The organism is Ruicaihuangia caeni, assembly GCF_029952955.1.
Lineage (GTDB): Bacteria > Actinomycetota > Actinomycetes > Actinomycetales > Microbacteriaceae > Ruicaihuangia > Ruicaihuangia caeni.
This window is the reverse complement of the sequence record NZ_JASATX010000004.1, coordinates 167,968-192,426: the sequence shown is the minus strand read 5'-3', so window position 1 is coordinate 192,426 and position 24,459 is coordinate 167,968. Positions and strand designations below refer to the sequence as shown.

Annotated in this window: 22 protein-coding genes; 6 read left to right on the top strand and 16 right to left on the bottom strand. The window is 66.3% G+C overall.

Annotated elements, in window-relative coordinates; genetic code table 11:
* Positions 1 to 66: 66 nt before the first annotated feature.
* The 7 genes from QF206_RS10690 to QF206_RS10660 all read right to left on the bottom strand — a co-directional run bounded on the left by QF206_RS10690 (position 67) and on the right by QF206_RS10660 (position 6,561).
* Positions 67 to 753 carry a class II aldolase/adducin family protein gene (locus tag QF206_RS10690; protein ID WP_281489215.1) on the bottom strand — a complete coding sequence of 229 codons (687 nt, stop codon included), beginning with the start codon at positions 751 to 753 and terminating at the stop codon, positions 67 to 69.
* On the bottom strand, positions 750 to 2,072 hold the full coding sequence (gene otnK / locus QF206_RS10685; RefSeq protein WP_281489214.1) for a 3-oxo-tetronate kinase: 1,323 nt from the start codon (positions 2,070 to 2,072) through the stop codon (positions 750 to 752). The genes QF206_RS10690 and otnK overlap by 4 nt, the downstream gene beginning before the upstream one ends.
* Positions 2,069 to 3,418 carry an aminotransferase family protein gene (locus QF206_RS10680; protein ID WP_281489213.1) on the bottom strand — a complete coding sequence of 450 codons (1,350 nt, stop codon included), beginning with the start codon at positions 3,416 to 3,418 and terminating at the stop codon, positions 2,069 to 2,071. The genes otnK and QF206_RS10680 overlap by 4 nt, the downstream gene beginning before the upstream one ends.
* Before the next feature lie 96 nt (positions 3,419 to 3,514).
* Positions 3,515 to 4,318, bottom strand: a complete 804-nt coding sequence (locus tag QF206_RS10675) for an amino acid ABC transporter ATP-binding protein (RefSeq protein ID WP_281489212.1) — start codon at positions 4,316 to 4,318, stop codon at positions 3,515 to 3,517.
* The gene (locus tag QF206_RS10670; protein ID WP_281489211.1) at positions 4,315 to 4,989 is read right to left on the bottom strand and encodes an amino acid ABC transporter permease; all 675 of its coding nucleotides are present in this window, start codon (positions 4,987 to 4,989) and stop codon (positions 4,315 to 4,317) included. The genes QF206_RS10675 and QF206_RS10670 overlap by 4 nt, the downstream gene beginning before the upstream one ends.
* Entirely contained in the window at positions 4,986 to 5,645 is a 660-nt protein-coding gene (locus tag QF206_RS10665) for an amino acid ABC transporter permease (protein ID WP_281489210.1), read from the bottom strand. The genes QF206_RS10670 and QF206_RS10665 overlap by 4 nt, the downstream gene beginning before the upstream one ends.
* A 34-nt stretch (positions 5,646 to 5,679) precedes the next feature.
* Positions 5,680 to 6,561: a substrate-binding periplasmic protein gene (locus QF206_RS10660; protein ID WP_281489209.1), complete on the bottom strand. Its 882-nt coding sequence runs from the start codon at positions 6,559 to 6,561 to the stop codon at positions 5,680 to 5,682.
* Between the two features lie 215 nt (positions 6,562 to 6,776).
* Between QF206_RS10660 and QF206_RS10655 the strand changes: the two genes are divergently transcribed.
* The 3 genes from QF206_RS10655 (at position 6,777) to QF206_RS10645 (ending at position 10,776) form a co-directional block, all read left to right on the top strand.
* Entirely contained in the window at positions 6,777 to 7,961 is a 1,185-nt protein-coding gene (locus tag QF206_RS10655; RefSeq protein ID WP_281489208.1) for an ROK family protein, read from the top strand.
* 37 nt (positions 7,962 to 7,998) lie between these two features.
* Positions 7,999 to 9,381, top strand: coding sequence for an O-antigen ligase family protein (locus tag QF206_RS10650; RefSeq protein ID WP_281489207.1), 1,383 nt, complete (start codon positions 7,999 to 8,001; stop codon positions 9,379 to 9,381).
* A gap of 99 nt (positions 9,382 to 9,480) precedes the next feature.
* Entirely contained in the window at positions 9,481 to 10,776 is a 1,296-nt protein-coding gene (locus QF206_RS10645; RefSeq protein ID WP_281489206.1) for an O-antigen ligase family protein, read from the top strand.
* Positions 10,777 to 10,784: 8 nt separating this feature from the next.
* Here QF206_RS10645 and QF206_RS10640 read toward each other — a convergent pair whose 3' ends face one another.
* The 5 genes from QF206_RS10640 to QF206_RS10620 form a co-directional block, all read right to left on the bottom strand.
* The gene (locus QF206_RS10640) at positions 10,785 to 11,048 is read right to left on the bottom strand and encodes a hypothetical protein (RefSeq protein WP_281489205.1); all 264 of its coding nucleotides are present in this window, start codon (positions 11,046 to 11,048) and stop codon (positions 10,785 to 10,787) included.
* A gap of 138 nt (positions 11,049 to 11,186) precedes the next feature.
* Positions 11,187 to 12,200: a glycosyltransferase family 2 protein gene (locus QF206_RS10635; protein ID WP_281489204.1), complete on the bottom strand. Its 1,014-nt coding sequence runs from the start codon at positions 12,198 to 12,200 to the stop codon at positions 11,187 to 11,189.
* Between the two features lie 4 nt (positions 12,201 to 12,204).
* On the bottom strand, positions 12,205 to 13,170 hold the full coding sequence (galE, locus tag QF206_RS10630) for a UDP-glucose 4-epimerase GalE (RefSeq protein ID WP_281489203.1): 966 nt from the start codon (positions 13,168 to 13,170) through the stop codon (positions 12,205 to 12,207).
* Between the two features lie 4 nt (positions 13,171 to 13,174).
* Positions 13,175 to 15,241 (bottom strand): acyltransferase family protein, encoded by a 2,067-nt coding sequence (locus tag QF206_RS10625; protein ID WP_281489202.1) that lies wholly within the window; start codon positions 15,239 to 15,241, stop codon positions 13,175 to 13,177.
* On the bottom strand, positions 15,238 to 17,784 hold the full coding sequence (locus QF206_RS10620) for a hypothetical protein (RefSeq protein WP_281489201.1): 2,547 nt from the start codon (positions 17,782 to 17,784) through the stop codon (positions 15,238 to 15,240). Before QF206_RS10620 ends, QF206_RS10625 begins: the two co-directional genes overlap by 4 nt.
* Positions 17,785 to 17,963: 179 nt before the next feature.
* On the opposite strand from QF206_RS10620, the gene QF206_RS10615 reads away from it, so the two are divergent.
* The 3 genes from QF206_RS10615 to QF206_RS10605 are packed head-to-tail and all read left to right on the top strand — an operon-like array spanning position 17,964 to position 20,622.
* Positions 17,964 to 18,566, top strand: a complete 603-nt coding sequence (locus QF206_RS10615) for an acyltransferase (RefSeq protein ID WP_281489200.1) — start codon at positions 17,964 to 17,966, stop codon at positions 18,564 to 18,566.
* Positions 18,566 to 19,642: a DegT/DnrJ/EryC1/StrS family aminotransferase gene (locus QF206_RS10610; protein WP_281489199.1), complete on the top strand. Its 1,077-nt coding sequence runs from the start codon at positions 18,566 to 18,568 to the stop codon at positions 19,640 to 19,642. Before QF206_RS10615 ends, QF206_RS10610 begins: the two co-directional genes overlap by 1 nt.
* A complete protein-coding gene (locus QF206_RS10605; protein ID WP_281489198.1) occupies positions 19,639 to 20,622 on the top strand; it encodes a Gfo/Idh/MocA family oxidoreductase in 984 nt (327 codons plus the stop codon). The genes QF206_RS10610 and QF206_RS10605 overlap by 4 nt, the downstream gene beginning before the upstream one ends.
* A gap of 71 nt (positions 20,623 to 20,693) precedes the next feature.
* Here QF206_RS10605 and QF206_RS10600 read toward each other — a convergent pair whose 3' ends face one another.
* From QF206_RS10600 to QF206_RS10585, 4 genes are read right to left on the bottom strand one after another with little or no spacing between them, the layout of a single operon-like run.
* Entirely contained in the window at positions 20,694 to 21,842 is a 1,149-nt protein-coding gene (locus QF206_RS10600; RefSeq protein WP_281489197.1) for a glycosyltransferase, read from the bottom strand.
* A gap of 27 nt (positions 21,843 to 21,869) precedes the next feature.
* Positions 21,870 to 22,634, bottom strand: coding sequence for an AglZ/HisF2 family acetamidino modification protein (locus tag QF206_RS10595; protein ID WP_281489196.1), 765 nt, complete (start codon positions 22,632 to 22,634; stop codon positions 21,870 to 21,872).
* On the bottom strand, positions 22,631 to 23,236 hold the full coding sequence (hisH, locus tag QF206_RS10590; RefSeq protein ID WP_281489195.1) for an imidazole glycerol phosphate synthase subunit HisH: 606 nt from the start codon (positions 23,234 to 23,236) through the stop codon (positions 22,631 to 22,633). Before hisH ends, QF206_RS10595 begins: the two co-directional genes overlap by 4 nt.
* Positions 23,233 to 24,378 (bottom strand): N-acetyl sugar amidotransferase, encoded by a 1,146-nt coding sequence (locus QF206_RS10585; protein WP_281489194.1) that lies wholly within the window; start codon positions 24,376 to 24,378, stop codon positions 23,233 to 23,235. The genes hisH and QF206_RS10585 overlap by 4 nt, the downstream gene beginning before the upstream one ends.
* Positions 24,379 to 24,459 lie beyond the last annotated feature (81 nt).

Genomic DNA, 24,459 nt, shown 5'->3' with positions numbered 1-24,459 from the left:
TCCGTGCAGCGAGCGGCAGCGAGCGGGCGGTGACCCGTGGCCGCGCGTTGTGGCGTGCGCAGCTGCTCAGGCCTCGAGGGTCCAGGCGGTGCCGTAGCGGGCGGTGAGCTCGCTGACCTGCGCGGCATCGAGCAGGCGCGGGGCGCGGCCGCCGATGATGCCGAGCAGCTTCGACGCCTCTTCTATCTCGATCGCCCGGTCGATCGCCTGGTCGAGATCGGCGCCGCTGGTCACCGAGCCGTGGTTCGCGAGCAGCACCGATGAGAAGTCAAGCGGATGCCGCCTGATCGCTTCGGCCTGCGCGAGGTCGCCGGGTGCGGCGTACTCGATGAGCGGTACCTGCCCGACCCGCATGACGAGGTACGGCGTGAGCGGCGGCAGCGCGCTCTGCGGCGTCCACGAAGGCAGGCATGCCTGCGCGGCGGCGTGGCTCGAGTGCAAGTGCACGACCGCACGCACAGCGGCGTCTCGCGAGTAGAACGCGAGGTGGAAGGGGTACTCCTTCGACGGGGGCGGGCCGTCGAGGTGGGCTCCGCCGGCATCCATGAGCGTGATGCGTTCCGTCGTCAGATCGGCGAGCGATACGCCGGTCGGCGAGATGAGCACGCGGTCGCCGAAGCGCACACTGAGGTTGCCCGAGGTGCCGGGGCTCAACCCCAGCGCGACCACCTTGGCTCCCGCTGCGACCAATGCGCGGCGCGCGGCGTCGAGGTCGGCCTCTGTCTGCTGCACCGATGCGACCGGCCCGCTCACGGCAGCAGTCCCCACGCGCTCGTGAACATATCGGTGCGGCCGAAGTTGCCCGATTTCAGGGCGAGGTTCACGCGCGTTCCCCCCGCGCCGGAACCAGACACCCAGGCGACACCCGGGCTGATCTCGCCGCCGAACTCGAGCGCCGAGACACCGAGCGCGGCTACGACTGCGCCAGAGGTCTCGCCCCCGGCGACGAGCAAGTGGCGCACCCCGGCCTCGACGAATCGTTGCGCGAGTTCGGCGAGGGCCCGCTCGATGAGCGCCCCGTCATCGGTGTGCGAGTCGCGGCTCGCGTCGACCTGATCGGCCGGGCCTGTGGCGTAGACGACGGGCGCGGCCGACTCATCGGCGTTCCACGCCCCGCGAGCCCAGTCGACGACCCGGGCGATCTCACCGTTGAATCCCGCCTTGAGTGCAGCGATGTCGAGCTGCAGCCCCGGCGACCGCTCGAGCGCATGCGCGATCTGCCCGCGCGTCGCCGCCGAAGCGCTGCCGGCGAGCACCACGCGCCGTCCATCGGCCGCCGGCACGAGGGCCGCCGTCGCCGAGTCGCCGTGCGGCCCGCGAAGGCCGAGCGCGAGCCCCGACCCGCCCGAGATCAAGGGCATCGACGCGGATGCTGCGGCGATCGCGTGCAGGTCGGCATCCGTCACCGCATCGACGACGAAGACCGTACGCTTCTCAGCGTCGGTCTCGCGCTGCCATGCCTCGGCGAGGGCCGACGCACCGCCGTGCACCTGCTGCAGGTCGGTGCCGAGCACGCGGTGGCCGCTCTGAGGCTGCAGCAGCTCGATGACGTTCGACCGCGTCATGGGCGTGAGCGGGTGATGGCGCATGGGCGAATGCTCGAGCAGTTCGCCGTGCACGAAGAGGTGCTGCTTGTACACCGTGCGACCGTTCGCTGGGAACGACGGCACCACGATCGTCGAGCGCACGTCGAGCGCCTCCATGAGCGCGTCGAGCACCGGTCCGATGGTGCCCTCGGGCGTCGAGTCGAACGTCGAGCAGTACTTGAAGTAGACGCGCTCTGAGCCGGCGTCACGCAGCGCGGTGAGTGCATCGAGGCTGTGCGAGACGGCATCGGCGACCGGTGCGGTGCGCGACTTCAGCGCGACCACGATGGCATCGGCGCCGGATGCCGCGGCGCCGCACACGGCTCCAGCATCCGTCACGACCACTGCCCTGTACCCGCTGCGCACGAGGTTCGACGCGAGGTCGGTCGCGCCCGTGAAGTCGTCGGCGATCGCGCCGATCATGACACCGCCCTGCTCCGCGCGGTCGTCACCGCCGGCCCCGCTGCCACCGTCGCGCTTCGTCATCGCGCGGCGGCGACTTCGACGATCGCCTCTTCGAGCGTGCCGACGAGCTCGTCGATCTGCGCCTCGTCGATGACATAGGCGGGGCTGATCTGGATGAGGTCGCCGCCATTGCCGAAGTCGGCGTCGGGTGACCCGGGCAGCAGCGCCAGGCCACGCTGCTCGCACGCGTCGACCACCCGGCGAGCCACTCGCTCAGACGCGGAGAACGGCGCCCGTGTCGCACGGTCGGCCACGAGCTCGACACCGCCGAGCAAGCCGATGCCCCGCACCTCGCCCACCGCTTCGACGCGCCCCTGCATCTCGCGCAGGCGGGCGTGCAGATACTCGCCCATGCGCGCCGAGCGCTCGACCAGCCCATGCTCGGTCAGGTACGCGTGCACCTTGGTGCCGATGAAGCACGCCATGGGCATGCCGCTGAAGGTGTATCCCTGGGTGTGCGATCCCGACCCTGAGGCGAACGCGTCGGCGACGCGCTCAGACAGCACGACCGCGGCGATGGGAACGTAGCCCGAGCCGATGCCCTTGCCCGCGGTGATGATGTCGGGCATCGCGTTCCAGTGATCGATCGAGAAGTTCTTGCCGGTGCGTCCGTAGCCGGCGAGCACTTCGTCGGCGATGAACAGGATGTCGTGGCGGTCGCAGATCGCGCGGATGCGCTCGTAATACCCGGCCGGCGGCACGACGCCGACCAGCGATGAGCCGAGCACCGGTTCGGCGATGAACGCCGCGATCGTCTCGGCGCCTTCGTGGAAGACCACGCGCTCGAACTCTTCGATCCAGTAGTCGAGCAGCGCTTCATCGCTGAGCCCGACCGGGGCGCGATAGCCGTAGGGCGCGCTGACGCGCGGGTTCGGCGCGAAGTACGGGTCGAACCCGCTGCGCCAGCTCGGCCGGCCAGAGATGCCGAGCGTCGCGAACGTGTTGCCGTGGTAGGCCTGCCAGCGGCTGATCACCTTCCACTTGCGCGCGTTGCCGCGCTCGAGGTGGTACTGCCGGGCGAACTTGATCGCGATCTCGTTCGCTTCGGAACCGCCGGAGGCGAAGAACACCGAGCCCCGGTCGAACGGCGACATCTCGAGGATCGACTCGGCGAGCTGCTCTTGCCACGGGTTGCTGAACACCGCCGCGTACGAGAAGCTCAGCTGCTCTCGGCGCTGGTCGATCTCGGCGGTGATCTCGGGCACCGCATGACCGATGATGTTCACGGCGACCCCGCCGACCCCGTCGAGGTAGCGCTTGCCGTCGGCGTCGTAGAGGTACATGCCGTCGGCACGCGCGATCGCCTTGTGCGGACGAAGCAGGTCGCGGTGGAACACGGTCGGCGCGGCCACGGCGGTGTCGGTCATTTCGTCGATTCTCATTTCTCTCTTCGGCCGTGTCTCTGGCAGGCCGTGCGCGTTCTGCATCCGAGCGGATGCCGGGAGTGCCGTGGAACTGTCGACTCAACCGGTCGGCAGCACGCCGTCCTGCTCCTCGAGCTTTCCGAAGAAGGCCCTGGTGCGCTCCATGCGCGGCTGCTCGAAGATGCGCTCGGGGGTGCCCTCTTCGACGAGTCGGCCGTCTTCCATCACGACGACCCAGTCGGCGACGTTCCGGGCGAACCGCATCTCGTGCGTGACGACCACCATGGTCATGCCCTCCTCGGCCAGCTTGCGCATGACCGCCAGCACCTCGCCTACCATCTCGGGGTCGAGCGCAGAGGTCGGTTCGTCGAAGAGCATCACATCGGGCTGCATCGCGAGCGCACGAGCGATCGCGACCCGCTGCTGCTGCCCCCCGGAGAGCTGCGAAGGCAGCACATCGCCCTTGTCCGAGAGCCCGACCTTGGCGAGCAGCTCGCGCGCGAGGTCGTACGCCTCGGCCTTCGGACGCTTCAACGACACGATGGGCCCGATGGCGACGTTCTTCAGCACGCTCATGTGCGGGAAGAGCTCGAAGTTCTGGAACACCATGCCGACGCGCTTGCGCACCTCGACCTGGTTCACATCCTTCGCCGTCACGTCGATTCCCTCGAAGACGAGGCGGCCCGCAGTGACCGGCTCAAGCATGTTCACGCAACGGATCGCGGTCGACTTGCCCGAGCCGCTCGGGCCGAGCAGGCAGACGACCTCGCCGGGATGCACCGCGAAGCTCAGCTCGGTGAGCGAGACCTTGCCATTCGGGTACGCGTGGCTGATCCCGTCGAGCAGCACCAACGGCTCCGCGCCACTCATCGCCATCTTCCGGGTGTCGAGCGAATCAGTCATTCCTTGACTCCAAATCTGCGTTCCAGCCAGTCGGCGAGCTTGGCCTGGGGGTAGCCGAGAGCGAGGTACATCAGCGCCATCGCGGTCAGCACCTCCAGGGTCATGAAGGTCTCCTGACGCAATTGCAGGCCGATGTAGGAGATGTCGGCGACCGCGATCGTTGACACCAGCGCTGTGTCCTTGAACAACGACACCCAGGTATTCGCGAACGCGGGCAGAATTCGCCACCAGGCCTGGGGGCCGACGACGACGATGAATGACTGCGCCGGTGTCATACCGAGCGAGAGCGCCGCCTGCCGCTGCTGCGGTCGGATCGAGGCGATGCCGGCGCGGAACGTCTCGGAGAGGAATGCAGAGACGTGTCCGGTGAACGCGACGATCGCGACCAAGAAGGGCGAAAGCGTGATGCCGGTGAGCGCGGGCAGCACGTAGAACACCCAGAACAGCTGCAGCAGCACGGGCGTCGCGCGCCAGACCTCGACCCACCCGGTCGCGATCGCTCGCACCACCTTGTGCCGGCTGAGCCGGAGCAGGGCGAGCCCCACGCCGATCGGCACGCTGAGCAGCATGACGACCACCGTCAAGACGACGGTCATCACCGCGCCCTCGAGCAATGGGGCGAAGCTCGAGCCGAAGGCATCCCACTCGAAGCCGACTGTGCGGGCGATCATGAGGCTCCCCTCGCCGCGACGCGGGTATAGAGCATGTCGATGAGCCGCACCACGATCATGACGAGCACGAAGTAGAAGACCATGAGCGTGGTGAGCACGACGAACGGCTGCATGGAGTCACCGATCACGATCTGCGATTGACGGAACAGCTCCGGCACAGCGATCACGCTGGCGAGCGTCGAGTCTTTGATGCCGATCGCCACTTGTGAGCCGATGGGCGGCAGCATCCGGATGAGCGCCTGGGGCGCGACGACACGCGTCACGACCTGGGTGCGAGTCATGCCGAGGGCGAGACCCGCACGCGTCTGGGTCGAGCGCACCGAGGCGAGGCCGCCGCGCACGATCTCGGAGATGTAGGCGCCCTGCGTGAGGCTGAGGCCGATCACCGCGGCGACGAACGGGTCGATGTAGCGCGTGCCGAACACCATGGGTGACGCGAAGAACACCCAGATCAGCACGACCAGCAGCGGAATCGAACGCAGGATGTCGACCGGGATGCCGAGCACCACCCGCACGATCTTGCCGCCGTAGTGGCGGGCGACGCCGATGAGGGCGCCGCCCGCCACACTGAGCACGACCACGATGGCGTTCAGCTGAAGGGTGACGAGCAGCCCTTCGATGAAGAGGCCGCGGTAGTCGAAGAAGACGTCGAACATGACGTGAAGCGGTACCGGTTATTCCGACGGAGCGTCAGCTGTCGAGGGCACTCATGAACTCGGCGACCAGGTCGAGTTCGACCTGACGCACCTCGTCGGCGTGCTCCTCGGCGATCGCGGTGAGGAAATCGCGGAACACGGGGTCGTCCTTCGACACGCCGTGGCCTACGGGAGTCGGCATGAGGTTCGACTCGGCGCAGTTGCGGGGCACGCTCACGATGTCGCCGTACTCGCCTGCGAGCTTGGGCGCCTTTGCAGCATCCGCCGGCACGAGGTCGGCACGGCCCGAGAGCAGTTCCTCGATCGGAGCGTCACTGCCCGATCCCTGCACCGAACGGATCTCGGCGTTCGGGAAGTCCTCTGCGAGCCACGGGCCGAACGGCTGCCCGACGTAGTAGGCGATGTTCATCTCGCTCGCCGCCTCGAGGTCGGCGACGGTCTCGACCGCGGCGACACGGGGGTTCGTCTTGAGCCCGTAGAGGCACGCCGACGACTGCGAGTAGGTCACGAAGTCGATCACCTTGCGGCGCTCGTCGGTCTCGTTGAGCGGGCCGATCGTGATATCGACGCCGCCCTGCTGCACGAGCGGCACCTTGGTGTCGTTCGAGACGGGAACCACTTCGAGCTCGACACCGAGCGCATCCGCGTAGTGGTTCGCGAGGGTCCAGGACGGACCGCGGTAGTTGTCGGTGCCCTCCTTGTCGAGCACGAGCCAGGGAAACTCGGCGAGAACACCGACGCGGATGGTGCCGCGCTCGAGGATCTCGTCGATGTGGCGGCTCTCGCCGGCGGCCGGAACGCCGTCGGGCCGCTCGCTCGAGTCACCGCCTCCCGCGTCGGTGGCGCAACCGGTGAGAACAAGTGCCGCAGCAGCGACGACAAGCGCCGCCTTGCTCGCGTTGTGGAACGCACGCATGAGTCGTGTCCTTCTGTTTGGGCGGGCCTCCCCATCGAGGAGCCCTATTTATTCACAGCGTAGGAGAAAACTACAACACCTTGAAACCCGACTCAAAACGGACGGAATGGTCTACCGTTGAGTCATTAATCTTTGAGTGTGAACTAGTTGGCGCATCTGGATGCTCAGCGACGAGCCCGGTTGCCGGATCGCCGACGTGACGAGAACGGGGTGGGATGAGTCCGCTGCAGCCGAACGCGATCCTGGCCGATGGCACGATCAACGCCAGCTCGTTGCGACGGAACAACCTGCTGCAGCTGCTCGGCGCCCTCCGGCAGGGAACCGCGTGGTCACGAGCGGAGCTCGCGACAGAGACCGGGCTCGCTGTGCAATCGGTGCACCGCCTGGTCGATGAGCTGTCGGCGCTCGACCTCGTGGCACCCTCCGGTGAATCCGAGTCGCCCCAACGCAGAGGGCGACCCACTGTCCGGTTCCGCTTCCGCGATGAGCGTGCGCTGCTCGCGGGAGTCGATGTGGGAAGCGAGACCACGCGAGTCGCGATGACTTCGCTGACAGGTGTCACAGTCGCTACGGCGCAATTGCCGACCGTCGAGCTGCACGGAGACCTGAGCGGTGGACTGCAGAACGTGCTCCGTGACCTCCTGACGGTGCACGCCCACGGCCGACCCCTCGTCGCCGCGGGCGTTGGAGTGCCATCGGTGGTCGACGACACCGGTTCTCTCGTGCAGCCATGGCTCGCGCACCGCTGGTCGGGCACACCGCTGCGGTCCGCGCTCGAGAGCGAATTCGGCTGCCGCTTCGACGTGCGGCAAGACAACCATCTCTCGGCACTCGCAGAGAACAGCGAGCGAGGGACCTGCCCTGACGCTGAACTGCTGGTCGTGGTGGAAGTAGGTATCGGCGTCGGTGCCGGCATGACGATCGACCGAAGACTCGTGACGGGTGCTCACGGACGACTCGGGCGACTCATGCGATGGCCGGCAGCGCTTCCAGCGAAGTACAGCTCGATTGGAACGACACTCGGAGAGTCACTCGTTGCCGACGGCCTCGTGCGTCAGTACCAGTTGCGGGGAGGTGCGCGCCGCGTCTTCACGGGCGCCGAGTTGTTCACCGCCGCGCTCAGCGGCGACGAGCACGCAACCGCGGTTCTCGAATGGGCGGCGAGCACGCTGCGCACCGTGCTGCAACAGATCGCGCTCTTCGCTGACCCGGATGCGATTGTCGTCGGTGGCGGCATCGGCCGTGGACTGCTGACTGCGCCGGCGACACGCAGCATCCTGGCTGAACTCGACATGCCGACGCGCGTGCTGCCGAGTGCGCTCGGCACTGACGCAGTGGTGATCGGAGGCGTACTCGCCGCCATGCAGCACGTCGACGCGTGGTTGCTCGCGCAGCTGTAGAACCCACGTCGTCGAGGCACCCCAGTACGCTCGAATCATGAGGGAACGAGCGGATGCCGCGCACGTCGCGCCGCGGCCGGTTGAGCCCGTGCGGCTGGCCGATGGCCGCGGCATCCGGCTCCCTCCGCTGCGCGACGGGCGAGTCATGCTCGGTGCCGCCCTGCTGTTCACGGGCGTCGGCGGTCCGGCTCTTCGCAACGGCCTTGGCTGGTGGGCGTGGGGCGCGATCGTCATCGCCGGTCTGCTCACGGCGATCGTCTGGCTCGTGCGCGAGCGGCGCCGCGTCCCGTGGGGCGCCGTGCCGTATTCGCTGCGGCTCTGGTTGATCCTCGCCGCACTCAGCCTCATCTGGTCGCACTACCGACTCGAGACGCTGCTGGGGCTATCGCTGCTGGTCGCCGCCGTAGTGGCCGCCATGCCGCTGGCAACCCTTCTGACGCGCAGTCAGATGCTCGATGCGCTTGCGTTGATGTCACGGTGGCTGCTTGGGCTCTCGATCGTGTTCGAGCTCGTCGTGGCCTGGTTCATCCGGCATCCGATCGGGCCCGTCTGGATGGACAAGTCGCCCGACGATCTGCTGAAGCTCGAGATGTGGTCGAGGAACGTGCTGTTCGTCGACGGCAAGATCCAGGGCGTGCTCGGCAACTCCACCATGCTGGGCACCGCGGCGGCCATCGCTCTCATCGCGTTCGGCCTGCAGTGGTGGCGCGACCGACACGTGCGCGTCTGGCACGGAGCATGGGCGCTGCTCGCGCTCACGATCGTGGCGCTCACCCGTTCGGCAGGAGTGATCGTGGCACTGCTCGCCACGGCGGTGGCCTTGGTGCTCGCTCTCGCCACCCGGCGCACGAGCACGAGGCGTGCCCGCGGCATCCTGACTCGCGTGATGCTGGGAGCGGCAGGGATCGTGATCGCCGTGATCGCCTTCTTCGCCGAGCCGGCGCTCGAGTTGTTCGGCAAGGACTCGACCCTGACCGGCCGCACCGGCATCTGGGAGACCGTCGTGGGCCTGGCGGCCCAGCATCCGGTGGTCGGGTGGGGCTGGACCGGGTATTGGATGCCGTGGACCGAGCCGTTCGACGGTCTCGTCGTCGTGAACGGGGTCGAGCAACTGCACGCGCACAATGCGTGGCTCGACGTGTGGCTGCAACTGGGGTTCATCGGCGTGCTCGTCTTCGCGATGCTCGTCGCTCGCGTGTTCATGCGGGCCTGGCTGGCCGCGACGAGTCGGCCGCGGCGCTCGCTGACCGACCCCCGCCCGTTCAAGCCCGAGACGCTGCTGCCGCTGCTGGTGGTGGTGTTCCTGGTGGTGCAATCGGTGTCGGAGAGCCACTTGCTCGTCGAGGGGTGGTGGGTCGTGTTCGCCATGCTCGCGATCGGTCTGAGCGCGCGCGAGTTCAGGGATCCCGAGTTGCGCTGATGGCGGCCGTGATGCCGCTCGATCGCCCCAGCCTTCTGCGCGCCGGGCACACCGCTCGGCGCACGGTCGGCAGGCGCACTCACAGGTAGCGTGGTGCCGATGAGCCGCCACGCTTCGATCCGCAGCTCGCTGAAGGCGTTCTTCGGCGATGCGCGGCTGGCTGCGGCCTTGACGACGACCGCGCTGGGGCTCGGGGTGTTCGCATTCGCGCTGGAGCGGATGATCGGCGAGGCCGGGCTGATCGCGATGCTCGTGACGCTCGTGCCGCTGTGCGCCGGATCGCTGATCGCTCGGCGTGCCACAGTCGAGTGGCTCGCCGTCGTGCCGATCTCGATGCTCGTCTTCCTCGGCTGGGCGACCCTCTCCGTGTTCTGGAGTCAGTACCGGCAGGAAACGCTCGGCGGTGTGGCCTATCTGCTGGCGTTCACCGCACTCGGCCTCATGGTGGCGTTGACACGCGACACGATCCAGATCATCCGCGCGGCCGGAGATGTGCTCAGAGCGACGCTCGGCCTCTCGCTCGCCCTCGAAGTGCTCAGCGGGCTGCTGATCGATGTGCCCATCGCGTTTCTTGACATCAGGGGACACATCGCGCGCGGCGGACCGATTCAGGGCATCGTGGGCAGCCACCACGAGGTCGGTCTGCTCGCCGTGATCGCCGGCATCACCTTCACCATCGAATGGCGCACGCAGTCCATCTCGCGCGGGCTCGCGGTCGGGTCGCTCGCTGCGGCCGGCTTGACGCTGCTGCTGGCTCGCTCGCCCGTGTCGTTCGGCACTGCCGCCGTCGCAATCACGGCCACCGCAGTGCTCTATGGGGTGCGTCGGCTGAAGCCGGCGCAGCGCACCTTCTGGCAACTCGCCATCCTCGGGGCCGCCGCTCTGATCGCCCTGGCGGTGTGGATGCTGCGGTCCCCTATCGTCACAGCGTTGAACGCGACCGGCGATCTGAATCTGCGGCTGAGGCTGTGGCAACAGGTGTGGGCGCTCGTGCCGCTCCACCCTCTCGAGGGGTGGGGCTGGATCGGCCAGTGGGATGCCGGCATCTCGCCGTTCTCACTGTTCAACACGGTGAGCCGGCAGACGCTCACGTCAGCGGCCAACGCCTACCTCGACGTCTGGTTCCAGCTCGGGCTCGTGGGGATCGCCGCCTTCGTCGGGATGCTGGCGCTCGCGTTCGCGCGTTCGTGGCTGCTCGGCGCCCGCCAGCGAAGCGTGGTCTACACCTGGCCGGCGGTCGTGCTCGCCGCGCTCATGACCTCGGCATTGGCGGAGAGCAGCATCCTGTACGAGTTCGGATGGCTGGTGTTCGTCGTCTGCTGCGTGAAGGCCTCGCAACGGCTCAGTTGGCGGAACGCGTTCCAGCGGCCCCTCGAGCAAGACCCGCTGACGTAGGCGTTCGCCTACTGGTCGGGGTCGCCGAAGACGCGGCGTGTCAGCGCCTGGACGTCGCGATCCAGGTAGTCGAAGCGGCGGTTCATCGTTTCGCTCAGCCCCGTGATCTCAGAGCGGAGTTCGGAGCGGAGACTGTCGAAACCGGACTGAACGAGCTTGACGAACATCGTCGAGAGCAGCGTGAGCATGCCGAGCAGACCGGCGGCGAACACGCCGATCAGCACCCAGACTTGAGGCTCGGTCACGGTGATCACCCTTCGATTGTCAGTCATGTGATCGAGAAAGGCTAGGCCGTTCCATCGTCGCGTGGGCGATTGCCGCGCAAACTCCGGATAGCTCTCGCAAGGGTCTGCATGTGGAGGAGGCTCGCGCGGACAATGTCACGTGTCGACGCCTCGCCGGGCTCGATCTCAGGCGGGTTGCAGCACGTCGCGAGCGATGTCGAGGTCGCCCTGGCTCGAGAGCACGCGATACGAGCCACGCCGCCACTGACGCAGCACCGGCCCGAGGCGCAAAAGGCGGGCGCGAGGATAGTGGGCACGAGCCGCCTCGAACGAAGCCTTCTGGCGCGCCAGGCGCAGCACACGCTCGTCGACAGAGGACGCACCGGCACCGGCACGAGCACCGGCACCAGCCGCAGAGAGCGCTTCGAGGCGCGACCGCAGCACGGCGGAGCGCTCGGCAAGGCGCTGATAGCGATCGGCGCGGGGTTCCAGCATCCGGCCGATCTTGTAGCGCAGCGTCGGCTTCTGCACGCCGATCTGGTTGCTGCCGTGCTGGCGGTAGTCGATCAGCTGCGCTTCGAGCGCCTGCGTCGTGCCGATCGCCGCGGCCATGATCGCGAGCCACTCGTCATGCACCCACTCACGGGGAAAGGGCAAGGCCGCTTCGAGCAAGGAGCGCCGGAACACCACCGTTGCACCGGTGGCGAGGTTCCGTCGCAGGTAGGCGTCGAAAGCACGGCCGTGGCCGATGAGCTCCAGCTCGGCGGGCGAGATGCTGAGCCCTTCGAAGAGCGTGACGCCGAGGGGCCGGCCGTCGGCATCCGTCAGTCTGGCATCACTGTGCTGCAGCAGCAGCCGGGGCGACTGGTCGAATTCGCGCAGCGCGCGATCGAGGCGGTCGAAGTGCCAGACGTCGTCCTGGTCACAGAGGGCGATCAGATCGCCCGAGCAGGCACGCACGGCGCGTTCGAAGTTGGCGGTGACCCCGAGCGGCGACTCCTCGGGCTCGAGCACGACCAGGCGCACGCTCGACCCTTCAAAGGCGACACGGATGATGGCGAGGGTCTGATCGGTCGAACCGTCGTCTGCGACGACTACCTCGTCAGGGAGCCGGCTCTGCGAGAGGATGCTGCGCACCTGCTCATCGACGTATCGTTCGCCGTTGTAGGTGCACAGCGCGACGGAGACGGAGTAGGGCACGGCTTCAACGGTAGCGGTGCGCCGACCACGCCGAGGCGACGATCTCTGCGACGCCGCGCTGGGCCCGCCAGCCGATGCGCTGCTCGATGCGCGACGCGTCCGCCACCAGTGCGGGCGGATCGCCTGCGCGACGCGCCAGCACCTCGGGCTCGAGGGTCGACCCGGCTTCGCGCAACACCTGATCGACGATGACGCGCACAGATGAGCCGAGCCCCGTGCCGATGTTGAACACCTCATGCCGGGCCGGACCATCGGCAAGCGCGTCGAGCACCGCGAGGTGGGCCTCAGCGAGGTCGAGCACATGCACGTAGTCGCGCACGCACGTGCCATCGGCTGTCGGATAGTCGTCGCCGAAGATGCGCGGCGACTCGCCCGCCTCGATGCGCTCGATCACCATCGGAACGAGGTTCAGCACCGCCGTGTCGCCGAGATCAGGCCACCCTGCGCCGGCGACGTTGAAGTAGCGCAGGCTCGCGCCACGAAGGGCGCCCGCAGCGGCGACATCGCCGACCAGCCACTCCCCCGCGAGCTTCGTCTGACCGTAGGGATTGACCGGCCGGGTCGGCGAGGCTTCAGACACCAGGGCGTCGTCGGCGTGGCCGTACACCGAGGCCGACGACGAGAACACGAAGCGCTCGACTCCTACCGTCTCAACAGCTCGCAGCAGGTTGACCAGGCCGCCCACGTTCTGCTCGAAGTACCACAGTGGCCGCTCGACCGACTCGCCCACCTGCTTCTTCGCTGCGAAGTGCACGACCCCGTCGACGCGAGCATCGCGCAGGAGCGCTTCGAGTCGCTGATTCGCATCGCTCGCAGTGAGGTCGAGTTCGTGAAACTCAGCGCCTCCTACGCGGTCGCGGTCGCCTGTGCTGAGATCGTCGACGACGATCGGCGTGTCGCCGCGCTGCGCGAGAAGCCTCACGACATGCGCACCGATATAGCCGGCACCGCCGGTGACGAGGACTCTCACGGCTTCAGTCTAAGGACGGCCATCCAAGGAGCCGACGGAGGTGGGCCCAGAGCGGCTCCGCGAGTTGCGCCGCCGCGGTCGCGGTCAGGTGATGGGCGTCCCGGTAGAGCAGGGTGGTGCCCACGATCATTCCGCAGGCATTCGGGGCGCAGAGCCGGTCGTCAAGGGCCACCACCGTGGCGCCTGCCGATTCGGCCGCATCCGCTTCGGCGGTGATCCACTCCCGGTCGAGCGCAGTCTTCGGGTCGACATCGCAGGCGCGCGCGTCGTCGAGGTGAGCCGAAAGGCAGATCGCGGGAGTGGCGCCGACATTCGGGGTGTCACTGATCACGAGGACCTCGCTGAGCGCAAGACGGTCGACGACCAAGCGGACGCCGTCGGACCATCTTGTCGGCGTGAGACCACCGTCGGGCTGGTCGGGCTGGTTGGCCATGTTGGAGAGCACGACGAGTTGTGGCGGCTCGGCATTCAGGTGCTGGATCACGGCGTTCCGCCAGGTCTCGCACTCCGAGTAGGGCACGCCCCTCGTCGTGATGGGAACTTCCACCGAGGGGCAGGACGACTTCGTGTAGCTGTCGAGCCGGAACGAGTGCTCGATCGCAAGGCGCTCGAGCGCGGGGAACCACTGCGCGGCGTGCGAATCACCGAAGAGCGCGACCACGGTGTCGGAGTCGGTATCGCCGTACGAACACCGTTGCACACCGGTCTGCGAGACGTCCAGGTGGCAACCGTCGGGGTAGATCCTCGGAATGTCGTCCGAAACCTCCGCGAGCGAGGGCTCGAGGTTGCTGGGCACGAAGTCGGTGAATCGGGGCTCCCCGGAGTCCGCGACGGTGACCGAGGCGTCGCCCTGTCGCCCGGAGTCGCTGGGAACCGTGCCCGCGAGGCCGATCGCAGTGATCGCCAGCGCTGCCGAAGCACCAGAGGCCCCGAGCGCCATCGCCAGATTCCAGCGCGGACGAAGTGCGCTGAGCCACCGGTTGCGACGAACAGGGTTCTCGACGAACTCGTACAACAGCCAAGCGAGCGGCACGGCGATCAGCGCGAGCAGGATCGGCCAGACAGGGTCCAGCGGGCGGCCGGCCGCGGCCGCGGGGATGACCTGCAGCGGCCAATGCACCAGGTACAAGGAGTAGGAGATCGCACCGACCCACATCACCGGCCGCAGGCTAAGGAGACGCCCGGGAGAATACGGGGTCTCGACCTGGAGCAGGAAGATCACCGCCGCGGTGCCGAGCACCGGCACCAGCGCAGCCACACCAGGAAACGCCGTTGTGGCGTCGAAGAGAAGAGCGGCCGTGAAGATCGCGGCGAGTCCAGCCCAAGCCAGGATGGCCCGAATTACAGGATGAATCCGCTCTGCAAGCGCCGGGCCGCCGATCGCGATGACAGCGCCGGCTCCGAGTTCCCAGGCCCTGGTGGGAAGACTGAAGAACGCCCAAGGCTGCGAACGGTACGTGAGCCACCACCCGACAGCGAAAGAGATGAGCATGAGCACGGCCACGATCGCCGCAGTCGCTCGACGCGACTTTCGAGCGATCAGCCAGACGACGAATAACACCAGCGGCCAGAACAAGTAGAACTGCTCTTCGACGCCGAGCGACCAGTAGTGCTGGTAAGGCGACGGGGCGGTCTCCGCGAGATATTCCGTGCCCTCGACCGCGAACGCGAGGTTCGGAACATAGAAGGCGGTCCAGACGGCGTCGATCAGGGTCGAAGGACGCAGGGCCGGCGGCATGAAGACCGCCGAGGCGACCAGGGTGAGCACCAGGACGACGAAGGATGCCGGGAGAATGCGCCTGACCCGCCTCGCGTAGAACAGGCCGAAGTCCAGCCGTCCGTCCCTCGCCAACGAGCTGAGCAGGTGGTTGGTGATCAAGAAGCCCGAGATGACGAAGAACACGTCGACACCGACATACCCGCCCTCGAGTCCCAGCACTCCGGTGTGGAAGACCAGCACGAGCAGCACGGCCACCGCACGAAGACCTTGGATGTCTGTGCGGAACGGCGCGCGCTTGATCGGCGCGCTGGAACTCGCCGCTACCTGCGGCGCAGCGGTGCTGGAAGTCACCTGGTGATTGTTCCACCCTGGAATGACTGAGTGCAGAGACCGCCGGAGCAGGAGGGATCCGCGGTCGGCCACCCGAAGGAGCCCATGTTTCCACCGGCACTCCACCAGTACGAGCGCACTTCCCCCCACACCGCGTAGGTGCCGGCTGCGCTGGAATAGATGGTGCCGCGCTGGAACTGCTGCCCTCCCCCTGGGCCGTTCGGCGTTTCCACGCGGACGAATGCGCTGGTTGCAGCACCGAGTTCGGCTGAGTGCGCTGCATAGGTCGCGGCGTAGTCAGGATGGACGGGCGGAGCGACGACCGCCGTGGTGGCTGAGGTCTGCGTCACCACCCCGTTCTGGAACTCCTGACTGCACACACCGCCGGAGCACACCGGGTTCGCCACAGGCCAGCCCAGCCCACCCATGTTCCCACCGGTTCGCCACCACTCGGCGCGAACCACACCCCACACAGGGAACGTGCCCGCAGCACTCGAGTAGATCGTCCCGCGCTCGAACTGCTGGCCCGAACCAGGCCCGTTCGGCGTCGACGGCACCTCGACAAAGGCACTCGTCGGCATCCCGAGCTCGGCTTTGAAGGCCGAGTGCGTAGCGCTGTAGCTGCTATGAACCCTCAGCGTGACGACCGCCGTGGTGGCTGAGGTCTGCACCACCACCCCGTTCTGGAACTCCTGACTGCACACACCGCCGGAGCACACCGGGTTCGCCACAGGCCAGCCCAGCGCGCCCATGTTCCCACCGGTTCGCCACCACTCGGCGCGAACCACACCCCACACAGGGAACGTGCCCGCAGCACTCGAGTAGATCGTCCCGCGCTCGAACTGCTGGCCCGAACCAGGCCCGTTCGGCGTCGACGGCACCTCGACAAAGGCACTCGTCGGCATCCCGAGGGTCCCCGAGGCGGAACCTGTGGCGATGAACACGTCGGAGTACGCCTTGTTCAGCGTGATCCCGTCCGACACGACGATCCCGCCGGCGAACGGCTGCCAGCAACGACCGTTGACACACTGCTGAGCCGCAGTCGGCCAGCCGAATACGCCCTGGTTGCTCCCCGCACGCCAGTAGTGAGTCCGCACGGGCTCAAGCACCGGATACGTTCCGGCAGCGCTGCTGTACACCGTGCCGTTGACGAACTGCTGGCCGCCGCCGACGCCGTTTCCAGAGTCAGGCACGTCAACGTAGTCGCTGGTCGCAGGACCGAGCGAGCCGCGAGGTCCTCCGAGGGAGGAGTACAACGAGAGATATCCGCCCTTCACCACCGCTTGCGATTCGAAGGCGATCCCGGCTTGGAAGTTCTGCCAACAGTGCGCGCCAAGGCAGGCCCGCGAACTGGTCGGCCATCCCAGTTCTCCCTGATTTCCGTTGAGGCTCCACCACTTGGTCCGTATGCCGCCCCACACGGCGTAGGCGCCCGCGGCGGACGAGTAGATGGTGCCGTACTTGAACTGCTGACCCGCTCCCGGACCATTGGGCGTCGAAGCCACCGTGACTGCTGCTGCAATCGGGGGCCCCATGGGGCCAGACACTCCGCCGGCAGCCTCATAGATCGACACATAGTCGCCGACGACCGGCCAAGCCCCGGACTCGACCGTCCAATAGATGGTGCCGTTCACATGTCGTTGAAAGCAGGTTGAGTCGCCGAGGTCGCAGTTCTCCGGGACCGTGACCGCGCCGAGTACTCCGCCTGGTCCGCCGGCGTCAGCGAACGCCTTGGCTACGGCGTCTGTACCGTCCACCGCGACTGGGCTTCCGAACCAGTCCGTGTACATGCGCCAGAAGTTCCGATTGCCGTAGGACGAACAGGTGTCACCCACCCCGTAGAGGTTGGCGAGCGCCGCTGCATTCGGTTGGTACGGCGTGTAGTGGTACAGAGCTGCCGTGGCGAAGTTCTGAACTCGAACGCCAGACGTGCCGCAATTGTTGTACGGGTGATAGAGGATCTGGCTGATCTGACCCAGCGGGTACTTGCCGTAGAAACTGCTGCCGGGTGTGCTGTAGCCGATGCGATACCAGCCGAACTGCCAGGCGGCGTTGTACACCTGGTTGTAGAACCCGTAGTACCGCGAATCACACGAGGCGGTGTCTGGGCAGCCATAGCCCATCGCTTTGCGGAGCTCAAGGTCGGTCGGCGCTGTCTTTCCGATGAGTCCTTGCTCTTTGTGCAGGGTGACGAGGATCACCTTGGCACTGATATTGCATGCCTGCTGCACTTTGAAGATCACCGCTGCTGCGCTCTCGCCCGGAGCGCCGCGATACGCCTTGCAGGGGTTGTTCGCCGCGCGGTCGAAAGTGTCGACCCGGAGCACTGGCAGACAATTGCTGTTGCGGCAGGTACCCGTGTTCGCCTCGAGAAACGCCTGGATCTCAGCCTGCGTCATGGCATCGTCGTCGTAGAAGTTCGCGTCGCTGATGATGTACCCGGCGTCGAAGTCAGCAGCGTTCGCGGCTTCGGCCGAGTCATGCGCGCCCGGCGCACCGACGACCAACCCCACGCCGAGTGCGAGCGCAGCTGTGATCGCGGCGAGCGACCGCGCAATGGGCACTCGTTGTGCTTTCCGTCGTCCCCGCTTCATCAACAGCCCCCCGAACACGAAAATCAGGGTACGTGATTTCCCTTCGAATCCCTCTGCTAGATCGGGCGATTCCGGATCAAAGCCGGCCCAATCGGTCCGGTCGTAGGATTGAGGGCGCTGATCCCTCATTAACGCGACTAGGAGCCTGCTTGTCCTCGAGCAATATCCATGCGACCGCTGACGTCGCCGCTTCGGCCCGCATCGCCGCATCGTCGCGTGTCTGGCACTACGCACAGGTCCGTGAGAACGCGTCCCTCGGCGAGAACTGCATCGTGGGCCGCGGTGCCTACATCGGGCCAGGAGTCGATGTCGGCGACAACTGCAAGATTCAGAACTATGCGCTCGTGTACGAGCCCGCTCGCCTCGAGCACGGAGTCTTCATCGGGCCCGCCGTCGTACTGACTAACGACCACTTCCCGCGCGCAATCAACGCCGACGGCTCCCCGAAATCTGCCGATGACTGGCACCCGGTCGGAGTTCACATCCGCGAAGGAGCGTCGATCGGCGCGAGTGCCACGTGCGTCGCGCCGGTGACCATCGGACGGTGGGCGCTCGTCGGGTCGGGATCCGTCGTCGTGAAAGACGTTCCAGATTTCGCTCTCGTGGTCGGCAGCCCGGCCAGGCGCGTCGGCTGGGTGGGCAAGACGGGAGAGCCCCTCCGACGTGACGGCGACATCGACTGGATCTGTCCGGTCAGCGGTGATCGGTACCGCCAGACAGACGAGAACACGCTCATCGAAGTGGAGAACTGATGATTCCAGCAGCACGGCCCGAGATCGGCGAGGAGGAGCGGGCCGCGGTCGATCGCGTCATGCGCTCCGGCATGCTGGCTCAAGGCCCCGAAGTCGCCGCGTTCGAGACCGAGTTCGCCGAGATCGTCGCCGGACGCGAATCAGTGGCCGTCAACTCCGGCACGTCGGCACTTCACATGGCGTTCCTCGCTGGTGGCGTGGGCGCAGGCGATGAGGTGATCGTTCCCTCGTTCAGCTTCGCTGCGACCGCGAACGCCGTGGCGCTCGCAGGCGCGAAGCCGGTGTTCGTCGACATCGAGCCGAAACACTTCTCGATCGATCCTGCAGCTGTCGAAGCCGCCATCACGCGCCGCACCAAAGCCGTGATGCCGGTGCATCTCTACGGCCACCCTGCCGACCTGGTGACTCTGGCAGAGATCGCTGACAAGCACGGCCTGCAACTCTACGAAGACGCCGCGCAGGCGCATGCCGCTTCGGTCAACGGAATGCCGGTGGGCGCTTGGGGCCTGGCCGCCTCATTCTCGTTCTACCCGACGAAGAACATGACCTCGGGCGAAGGCGGAATGATCACGACCGGTTCCAGCGAGCTGGCGCGCGCTGCCCGAGTGCTCCGCAACCAGGGCATGGAGCGCCGCTACGCCAATGAAGTGGTCGGCTTCAATACGCGGATGACCGACATCCACGCAGCCATCGGGAGAGAGCAGTTGAAGAAGCTCGCCGGCTGGACTGCACGTCGGCAGGCGAACGCGGCGTACTTCGATCAGCATCTCGAGGGTGTGATCGTTCCGCCCACGGCCGAAGGCGCGGTGCACGTCTACCACCAGTACACGATCCGCGTAGTGGACCACGACAGAGACCGTTTCGCCGAGGAGCTGGCCAAGCGGGGCGTCGGCTCTGGCGTCTACTACCCGACGCCGATCCACCGACTGCCCTCTTTCGCCGAGAAGGCTGACCTGCCGGTGACCGAGGAGGCTGCGGCGCAGGTACTGTCGCTCCCTGTGTATCCCTCCATGACAGACGCCGAGCGCGATGCCGTCGTGGAGGCCGTGAACGCGGTGGCAGGAGCGGGCGCGTGACCGCTGCGCTCAAGGCCGGAGTGCTCGGGCTGGGCATGATGGGCCGCAACCACTGCCGAGTGCTCAACTCGCTGGAGGGCGTCGACTTCGTCGGCGTGTACGACCCGGCAGACGGTGTCGATCCGACGGTCGAGGGCAAACCCGTCACCAAAGACCTGGATGCTTTTCTCGACACGGTGGACTACTGCGTCATCGCAACGCCGACCGTGTACCACCTGGATATGGGGCGCATGCTCGCCGAACGCGGCGTGCACGCGCTCATCGAGAAGCCGGTGGCGCACACAGCAGAAGCTTCGCGAGAGCTCGTGGAACTCTTCAACGCCGCGGGGCTGATTGGCGGGGTAGGGCACATCGAGCGGTTCAACCCGGCCCTCCAGTCGATGCGAAGCCGCCTGCAGGACGGCGTGCTCGGCGAGATCTACCAGATCGCCACTCGGCGGCAGGGTCCTTTCCCTGGCCGCATCGCCGATGTCGGAGTCATCAAGGACCTCGCCACGCACGACATCGACCTCACCGCGTGGGTGAGCCAACAGTCATATGTGTCGGTCAACGCTCGCACGACGCACCGCAGCGGGCGTCCCCACGAAGACATGGTCATCGCGATCGGAACTCTGAGCGACGGCACCATCGCGTCGCACACCGTCAACTGGCTGACTCCGTTCAAGGAGCGCACCACCATCGTCACCGGTGAGAAAGGCTCTCTTGTCGCAGACACGCTCACTGCGGATCTGACCTATTACGCCAACGGCGTGGAGCAGCTCAGCTGGCCCGGAATCTCGGCCTTCCGGGGTGTCAGCGAAGGTGACGTCATACGGTATGCCCTGAACAAGAAGGAGCCTCTTCGGTCCGAGCACGAAGCCTTCCGCGACGCCGTGGCAACCGGCGACACATCTCGCATCGTCACCCTCGCGGAAGGCGCAGAGGTTGTGAACATAGCCGAGAAGCTGATTGCCGACGGTCTCACGCACCGCCTCGTCTGAACCCTACGGAAGACTCGACGTCGCGAGACGCTGAGGCGGTCACCCCGCTCGAGGGGGCGTGCTTCGTGGGCTCACCCGAGGACGCGCGCAAGTTCAGCCGCCCAGATCTCGACCTGCTTCTCGCTTGAGAGCTCGCGAGCATGATGGTGCGACGCGTTCTTCCACGTGGACACCTTCTCGGGTGTGAGGGAATCGAGCACTTCGCGCAGCGCGTCGGCCGAGAAGTCGCGGGTGACGGCGCCGATGTCGTGCTCATCGACGAAACGCATCATTTCCGGCGACGGTCCGATGATCACACCCAGGCGCGCCTGAATGAAGTCGAAGAACTTGTTCGGCAGGCACCACGCCAGGTTGAACGTTGTGGGGGCGATCACGCTCAGCCCGACGTCGTACGTATTGAGTGTCGGCAGCAGCTCGGAATACGGCACGGGCTCCACGAACCGGATGCGGTGACTGCCCGCCGCACGCTGCTTCAACTGCTCGTAGTACTCGGATCCGTCCTTGATGAGGTAGAGATCGAGGATGACGTCCGTCGATGTCTCCTTCACCGCGTCGATCATCACCTCGAGCTTCCGCGCCGGCGCCGGGATTCCGCTGTGCACGAGTCGTATGGGACTGCCGACCTCGCCAACGGAGAAATCGTGGAACGGAGTCGCGTTCGCCACCAGTTCAGTCTCGAGTCCGAACTCGCGCCGGTACTCTTCCACAATGCCCTGGCTGACTGTCGTGACCGACGCAGCATGAGACACATGCTTGCGCAGGATCCAGCGGAAGTAGGGGCCGATCAGGAGGCGCCACGCGACTGAGTGCTCATTCTGTCGCGGCGCATACTCGTGCAGATCCACGATGACACCCCGGTTGGGCGCGAGACGAGTTGCGAGCGGCACGGTCTGCACATCGTGCGCGACGATCACATCCCAGTCGATTCCGCGGAGCCTCTCGAATGCACTGGTGTTCCGAGGGTTCGTCCAGTACAGCAGCCGGTAGAGCCGCAGCAGCAGCATCAGCAGATACGCGCCTCGCACGGACTGCAATCCTCGGACCTTGGGCGACGACTCCAACTCGATGTGAGGAAGGTCGGGGTCGGGAGCCTCGCCGAATCCCGCTGTCGTGACGTCGTAGTCCTTCGCGAAGCGGCGGATCTGCTTGAGGGCTCGGGGCTCTCGCGCGATCGGCGTGAACGTCAGTACAAGGACTCTCGGCCGGGAGGGGTCAGTCATGCGTCTTCCTTATCGGAGATGTGCGATTCAGCTCGGCCGGAGCGACCGGATCTCGGCCTGGCCCGGATACGTGATGAGCACCGCTCGGTGCTTCCCGTTCAACACGAACAGGCTTCCAGCAGCGACGGCGGACGCGCCCGCCTGCAGCGCCGCCGCGAAGTCATTGAGGCCCGAGGCGCCGCCCAGGGCGATGACCGGAACCTCCACAGCCTCGGCGACGCTCGCCACGAGCTTGAGGTCATAACCGCTGAACGTGCTCTCGCGATCGATCGAAGACACGATCAGTTCGCCGGCCCCGAGCTCGACAGCCCGCTTCGCGGCGTCGACTGGGCTCAGCCCCGTCTTTCTCGATGCGCGCCGGCTGTAGGTCTCGTACCCGCCGGTGATACGGCGTTTGGCGTCGATGCTGACTACAGTGCTCGACGACCCGAGCAGCTCAGCGATCTCGGTGACGAGCGCGGGCGTCTCGAACGCAGCGGTGTTCAGCACGATCTTCTCGATCCCGATGCCAGTGATGCGCCTTGCTTGCTCCGATGTGCGCACACCTCCCCCGTACGCCACAGGCATGAACGCCTCGCTGGCGATCTCCTCGATCAGCCTGTGATCGGGATCCGTGCCCTTCACTGCGGCGTCGATGTCGAGCACGACGAGCTCGTCGACCTGCTTCTCGTTGAAGATGCGGACGGCGTTGATCGGGTCGCCGATGTAACGCTCGCCGGAGAACTTGACCGGCTTGACCAGGTAGCCCTCGCTGACGAGGAGCACAGGGATCACTCGTGGGAACACGCTCATTGCTGGGCGAAATTTCTGAGGACCGTCATGCCGAATGCATGGCTCTTCTCCGGGTGGAACTGCGCTCCCGCGACGTTATCGTGGCGGACCATTGCGACGAAGCGACCACCGTAGTCGCTCTCTGCCAGCACGTGGGCCGGGTCGTCCGGCACCACGTGGTAGCTGTGAACGAAGTAGAAACGGTTGTCGTCCTCGACTCCCTTGAGCAGCGGATCTTCTCTGACTGGAATGATCGAGTTCCAGCCCATGTGAGGGATCCGCAGCGACGGACCAGCGGCGAACCGGCGGCTGCCGCCGGCCATGAGCCCGAGCCCGCGGGCGCCACCCTCCTCACTCCGTTCGAAGAGCAGTTGCATCCCGAGGCAGATGCCCAGCAAGGGTTTGCCGGACGCTGCGAACTCGCGTACTCCATCTGCGAACCCGGTGCGTTCCAGTCGATCGACGCCCACATCGAAAGCGCCCACGCCCGGGAGCAGTAGTCGCTCGCTCGCGGCTAGTTCCGAAGGCTCGGAGACGATGCGTGCGTCCTCGCCGATGCGCCTCAGCATGTTGAACACGGAGCCGAGATTCCCCAGCCCGTAGTCGACTATGGAGACCGTCAACGACGGAACCTCTTGACGAGTCTCGCCGCGAGGCGCGCGAGCTTCAGGGTCTGATCCCACGCCCACTTGGAGTTCGGATAGGACATGTGATCAGCGATCGGGCGGGCGTATATCTCCTCGAGCTCTGAGGTGGAGACACCGAGCTTCTTGGCGATGAACTCGTGATCCTGCTTCCGAAGCGCCTCCGGATAGTTGGGCTGCTTGAGCAGCTCGAGCGCCTCTTCGCGGGTCATCTGACCCGACAGTATGAGCGAGGAGTAGTGGGCGAGCCGCTTGTCGAATCCGAACTTCATCGGAAGGTAGTAGCCCTGGAAGTAACGGGTGAAGACCGACTCGTAGTGCTTGCCGCCGTAGTCGCGCCACCCGAGCTCCTCAGTGATCTGCGCCTTGGCCTCGACATAATTGTACGGAAGGTAGTTCAGCATCTTGACGGTCTTGATGCCGCGAATCGCTTCATACCAGATGTGTCGCTTGAACAGCCCGAGCGTCGGATACGTCTTGAGCTTCACGCTGCCAAACTTTCGCTGGATGGCTTTCAGGTGCCTGGCATCGGATGCGTTGTAACCCCACGCCTGCGGCAGTACCGACTCGCTCGCGAGGTTGCTGCCTCCGAGGATGTACTTGATCCCGTACTTCTCAGCCTGCTGGAATGCCACGCGCGAGAACGCGTGGTCGGTCGGGATATCGCAATTCGGCACCGACGCCTTGAAGAAGGAGAGCTGAAGGTCGCGCATTTCGCGCCAATCGACCACATCGGTGTACAGGTCGAGGCCGAGGCGATCGACGATGTTCTTGATGTTGCCGACGGCGAGCTCGGAGTTCCAGCCGCTGTCGAAGTGCACGGCGAGGGGTCTGAGGCCGAGCTTGACGGCCTGAAGGATGAGGTATGTGCTGTCGACGCCGCCGCTCACCCCGACAATGCAGTCGTAGGGCTTGCCCTCACCGGCCTTCTTGATCTCCGCGACGATCTTCTGCAGTTCACCGAGGCGTTCGCCCTTGGTAGCAGCGTCGACGATGGCTGCGAACTCGCGATCGTATCGGAGCGCGTGCGACGAGACCCCTTCGGAGTCGAAGGTGATGTCGGGGTCGGTCGTGTCCATGACCGTCCGCGTGCACATGCGGTACTCTCGGGCAGCAGTCATTCAGGATCCTCCAGCGGTGAGTCCGGGCCGCAGCCCGCATTTCGACGCGCATGCCTCACAGCCGCAGCGCTCCAAGATATC